The 5,811-nt window shown below is 66.5% G+C and carries 2 protein-coding genes and 2 pseudogenes; 2 read left to right on the forward strand and 2 right to left on the reverse strand.

Going from position 1 to position 5,811, the window contains the following annotated elements:
* Together BO39_RS28875 and BO39_RS28880 are read right to left on the reverse strand one after the other, a co-directional pair.
* Positions 1-259, reverse strand: a pseudogene (locus tag BO39_RS28875) (IS6 family transposase); the annotation flags it as partial.
* Positions 256-1,410 carry a PAS domain S-box protein gene (locus BO39_RS28880; protein ID WP_084698666.1) on the reverse strand — a complete coding sequence of 385 codons (1,155 nt, stop codon included), beginning with the start codon at positions 1,408-1,410 and terminating at the stop codon, positions 256-258. The gene BO39_RS28880 and the pseudogene BO39_RS28875, both read right to left, overlap by 4 nt.
* Before the next feature lie 1,042 nt (positions 1,411-2,452).
* Here BO39_RS28880 and BO39_RS30730 point away from each other — a divergent pair.
* Positions 2,453-5,512, forward strand: coding sequence for a choice-of-anchor L domain-containing protein (locus BO39_RS30730; protein WP_052403014.1), 3,060 nt, complete (start codon positions 2,453-2,455; stop codon positions 5,510-5,512).
* Between the two features lie 85 nt (positions 5,513-5,597).
* A pseudogene (locus BO39_RS34800) lies at positions 5,598-5,720 on the forward strand (IS6 family transposase); the annotation flags it as partial.
* Positions 5,721-5,811 lie beyond the last annotated feature (91 nt).

The following is a 5,811-nucleotide window of genomic DNA, read 5'->3' on the forward strand; positions in this document are numbered from 1 at the left end:
TGATGCGCAGAAACACCTCATCGAGGTGCCAAGTGTCACCCGGCCTCGGCCGGCGTCGCCGTAGCTTATAGGCGAACTCCGAACCGAACTTGCGGCACCAGTTCCGGATGCTCTCATGGGTGACGGTGACGCCCCGCTCCGCCAGGATCAGTTCCACGTCCCGTAAGCTCAGGCTGAACACATGGTAGAGCCAAACGGCATGGCTGATGATCTCCGCCGGAAAGCGGTACCCAGCGTAGGTAGAAGGGTCTGAGGTCATCCAGGCAGACTGCCCCGGCTCGCTCCTACCAGCCACGCCCCATTAACTTGCCAATGCCCGTTGACCTGTTTGAAGCCATCGAGGCCCAGCAGCACGAGACCGGCCGGCGCGCCTTCCTCCAAGTGGTGACCTACCACCTCGGTGAAACGGCCCCGGTTTGCCAGGCCGGTCAGCGGATCGTGGTGCGCCAGGTGAAGCAGCTCGGCCTGCGCGCGCTGCCGGGCACTGATATCGCGGATCGTGGCGCCGAAGACCTGGCGGCCATCCTCCCGCCAGGCCGAGAGCGTCACCTCGGCCGGAAGCTCTCTCCCGTCCCGGCGCAAGGCCGGCAACTCAACCGTACGCCCCGGGTACGGGCTTCCCTCGCTGGCGGCCAGGACGCGCGTAAAGCCAGCCTCATGCGCGGCGCGCAGCCGGTCCGGAATGATCAGGCTGAAGTCCTGGCCGATGGCGTTGGCCGCGGACCAGCCCAGCAACCTCTCAGCGGCTGCGTTCCAGAAGGACATTCGATGATCGGCACCGACGCAAACCACAGCGTTCTGCGTCGCCGCGGCCATGCTTTCGAAGCGGGCCAGCGTCGACCGCAACTGGATCTCCAGCCTGTGGCGTTCCAGGCGATCCATCCCCAGTCCGGCGAGGGCGGCGAGCAGCCGGCACTCGCGTGCGGTCAGCGGGGGACGCGGCACCCTGTCGATGACGCAGAGCGAGCCCAGCCGGTGATCGCCCAGCGGACTTACCAGCGGAGCGCCTGCATAGAAGCGGATGCCCGGCTCGCCGGTGACCAGGGGATTGTCGCAAAAGCGTGGATCAAGGGTGGCATCGGGGACGACGAACACCTCATCGCCCATGATGGCGTGCGCACAGAAGGAGACATCTCGCGGGGTTCCCGGCGCCTCCAGCCCGACCTGCCCCCTGAAGAACTGGCGCTCATGGGCAACCAGCGACACCAAGGCAATCGGCGCCTGGAACAGGTCGGCCGCTAAGGCGGCGATGTGCTGAAGGTCCGGCTCGGTCGGGGCATGCTCCAGCTCGTAGGCGGCAAGGGTCGTGAGACGGGCCTCCTCCTCCCGCAGCACAGGGAAGGAGCGACCACTCTGGTCGAGCGCTTCTGGCTGACTAACAGTCACCAAGTCTGGCAAGGAGATGGCCATGCATGATCTGTATCCACAACAAGCCTCTGCTTGAACTTCTGTGGCTTTACAAAGTCGTCAGGGCTGGATCGGGCGCGCAAAAGTGACTGGAACGCAACAGTTAAACGTTCAAGCAGACTAGGAACAGACCCGCGCTTCGCCAAGGCACGTGCTATCAGCCAGACCCACCGCCCCGATAGCCGAACTTGCACCCTGTCCAGCATTGGTTGGAACGCCTGCAGCGCTACCAGTTCACAGCGTAAGGAGGTCAGTCCCTTCATCAACGCGAGACGCGCCGTACTTGTGCGAGTGTCAGTTCAGAGTTCGCCCTGCGGCAGCCATGTATTGCGGTAAACGCCACTGCTCCCCCCTCGGGCACAAGAGTAGAGGATTATCGTGAGTAACTCCTGAGGAAAGCTCGGTTTTGCTGGGTTTTTCGTACTTCTCAGGGAGCCAGCGCTGCGTCCCGTAACGGGCTGCAGCGTTCCGTCCGCTAATCCCCATTTCCGGACGGAACGGGGCGCGTCCCTCTCGCGCATGCCCGACGACGCTCCCCCTGCCCCGCCCCGGCCGGCCTCTGCAACCGACACTGTGGGGCTGCACACCCGTCTGCTGGACGGCCTGCGGCTGCCGGACATGTGCTCGTCCGCCGCTTCGAGACTGACCAGCGCGGCGCTGGCCAAGAGGTCGCTGTCTGGGCCAACCCGGAGGAGAGGGGCTTCTGCGCGCTGGCCGAATTCGAGGCTTGGCTCGCCTTTAGGCGAAAGAGACCGGACATCACGCGCGACGCCTCAGACGCCACGCTGGTGATCTTTTCCAATGTCAGAACCGGCAAGAGCGCGCGCCCGGGGCGTAGCAGGGCTGTCGACGCGGTTGCTTGTGGCGAAGTGGGACCTCCGATGCGTGGAAAGCGGCGGCGGAGAACGACTTGAGTTACCGGCAATCCTTCGATAACACTTTTTCGTGATCATCGCGCGTTGAAGGCGGCCCAATCATCTGAGCAGACCGGCCCGCCACAGTCGGTCACCGGAGAACATGGGCCACTCTCAGGGAGTATATAGTTATGGCATTGGCGATCAGCGGCGGCCTTACGGCCGAGACACTTGCCCAGGCGCTGGTCGGCGCGGGCGTCACCATCTCAAACATCACCTATACCGGCTCGGCGCTCCAGACCGGCACCTTCACCGGCGGCCTCTCGGCGGGTGGCGTCGATGCGGGCGGGACGAGCGGGATCGGGATCGACACCGGCGTCATCCTCTCCTCCGGCAACGCGTCGAGGGTGGCCGACCCGCAGGCGCCGACTGAGCTGAGCACGGGTTTTAACGGTGCGGGCGATGCCGATCTGAACCTCGTGAGCGGCGGCAACACCTACGACACGGCAGCTCTCTCCTTCGACTTCAATCCCGGTAACGCCACGACCGTCTATTTCAGCTACGTGTACTCCACCTCGGAATATCCGAACTCGCCGAGCTACAATGACGGCTTCGGCATCTTCGTAAACGGTCAGAACGTCGCGCTTCTGCCGGGGGATGGGGCGGCGGTCGCCCTTTCCAACTTCGCGCACGCTGCCAACAAAAATCTTTACAAGGTGGCGCAGGGCAACGCGAACCCGACCGGTTACGCGGTCCAGTCCCTCGACAACAATATCGAGTCGTTGTCAGTGGTGTTGAAGGCCAGTGTTACGGTGCTGCCGAATCAGGTGAACCACATCAAGTTTGCCGTGGCCGATGCAGGCGACACATCGGTGGACAGCTTCGTCTTCATCCAAGGTGGCTCGCTGACGACGACCAATCCCTCGAACAATCTGCCGACGGGCGCACCAGAGATCAGTGGAAGCGCCCAACATGGATCGGTGCTGACGGCGACGGCGGGCACGCTGACCGACGCGGACGGGCTTGGCAGTGTCGGCTATCAGTGGCAGCGCGACGACGGGCAGGGCGGCTTTGCAGACATTAGCGGTGCGACCGGCGCGACCCTCACGCTGACCGAGGCCGATGTGGGCCACCGGCTGCAAGTGGTAGCCTCCTACACCGACGGGCATGGGACGCTGGAGAGCGTTACCAGTGCCGCCACCGCGCTGACCGCCAACGTGAACGACGCGCCCACCGGGGGGGTCACGATCGCCGGCGGGGCGACGCAGGGCGCGGTGCTGACGGCGGCCAACACGCTGGCGGATGCGGACGGGCTTGGCAGCATCACCTACCAGTGGCAACGCGACGACGGCCAGGGCGCCTTCGTCGACATCAGCGGCGCCACCGGCGCGACCCTCACGCTGACGGAGGCCGATGTGGGGCACCGCGTGCAGGTGGTGGCCTCCTACACCGACGGGCATGGGACGCAGGAGAGCGTCGCCAGCGCGGCGACCGCGCTGACCACCAACGTGAACGACGCGCCCAACGGGGGGGTCACGATCGCCGGCAGCGCCCAGCAGGGATCGGTGCTGACCGCGGGCAACACGCTGGCGGATGCGGACGGGCTCGGCAGCGTCGCCTACCAGTGGCAGCGCGACGATGGCCAGGGCGGCTTCGCCAACATCAGCGGGGCGACGGCGGCGACCTATACGCTTGCCGAGGCCGACGTGGGGCACCGCGTGCAGGTGGTGGCCTCCTACACCGACGGGCATGGGACGCAGGAGAGCGTCGCCAGCGCGGCGACCGCGCTGACCACCAACGTGAACGACGCGCCCAACGGAGGAGTCACGATCGCCGGCAGCGCCGTGCGGGGCTCGGTGTTGACCGCGGGCAACACGCTGGCGGATGCGGACGGGCTTGGCAGCGTCACCTACCAGTGGCAGCGCGACGATGGCCAGGGACATTACGCCGACATTGCTGGCGCCACCGGCGCGACCCTCACGCTGGCGGATGCCGATGTGGGACATCGTGTGCAGGTCGTCGCCTCCTACACCGATGGCCATGGCACGCGGGAGAGCGTTGCCAGCGCCGGCACCCTTCCGACCGCCGCCCTGAACAACCTTCCCACCGGGGAGGTGACGATCGTCGGCCTGTTGGTCCGTGGAGAGGTGCTGAGCGGCGGCAGCAGCCTCACCGATGAGGATGGTATGGGGGCCGTGACCCTTCGCTGGCAGCGCAGCGGCGACGGCGGCTATGCCGATATTGGCGGGGCGACGGGCGCAACCTACACGACGACGCGCGACGACATCGGCCATAGCCTGCGGCTGGTGGCGAACTACACCGACGGGCACGGCGCTGCGGAGACGGTCATCGGCGCGGCAACGGGCCCGATCGGCGCCCGCAGCATTCCGGTGGAGCCGACGGGGGGTGGCGGCTCCCATCTCACTGAGGGACTCACCTCGACCGAGCTGGCGGCGCGGCTGGCGGATGGCGACCTGCTCGCGCCGGCGCCCGGTAGGACGCAGATCGCATTGGCCGATGGGACCATCAGCTTCGCCCCCAACAGCGACGCGGCCTATCTGACGCGGCTCTATGGCGGCTTGCTGGAACGGGTGAGCGACCATGAAGGCCTGAGCTACTGGGCGCACGAGAGCGGGGGCGGGCTGGACAAGCTGCAGGCCGCGACCGCCTTTCTCGAGAGCGCCGAATACCGGGCGGGCCACGCGGTCGAGACGGACGCGCAGTTCGTAAGCGGACTGTACCGCAGCCTGCTGGGCCGCGAAGCCGAGGCGGACGGCTTCGCCTACTTCACCGAGCTGCTCGCCGGTGGTGCCTCACGGGCTCAGGTGCTGGCCACTGTAGCGGACTCGCCAGAGGCGCAGGCGCACTGGAGCGGCATGACCTCGGCCGGCGTCTTCGTGCCGGACAAGAACATCGGCCTGATCCGCGCCACCTACGAGACCGCCTTTGGCCGCGACGCCGAGACGGAGGGCCTCCTCTACCACGCCGGTAACCTGAAGGCCGGCGCCACGCTGTCCGAGCTGGGCGACGCCTTCGAGAGCTCGGTCGAGTTCGTGGCGATGCACGGAGCGCAGAACGACCACGACTTCGTGGCCAGCCTCTACGCGAACGGCCTGGGCCGGCCCGGCAGTGAGGAGGAGATCGGCTACTACACCGCCCAGCTCGAGAGCCACGCCTCTGACCGTGGTGACGTGCTGATTACCTTCGCCACTTCCGCCGAGGGGCAGGCCCACCTGCACTGGGCCCTGTAGCGGGCGGTCCAGCACACCATTCGGGGCGGCATTGGCAAGTTGATGGGGCGTGGCTGGTAGGAGCGAGCCGGGGCAGTCTGCCTGGATGACCTCAGACCCTTCTACCTACCCGGGGTACCGCTTTCCGGCGGAGATCACCAGCCATGCCGTTTGGCTCTACCATGTGTTCAGCCTGAGCTTACGGGACGTGGAACTGATCCTGGCGGAGCCGACGGCGAGAGCGGCAGATGCAGCGCTTCAAGTCGGCTGAGCAGGCCCAGCGGTTCCTCTCGGCGCACGGCGTGATCTACGGCCACTTT

This window comes from Roseomonas aerilata DSM 19363 (genome assembly GCF_000711725.1).
GTDB classification, from domain to species: Bacteria; Pseudomonadota; Alphaproteobacteria; order Acetobacterales; family Acetobacteraceae; genus Roseomonas; species Roseomonas aerilata.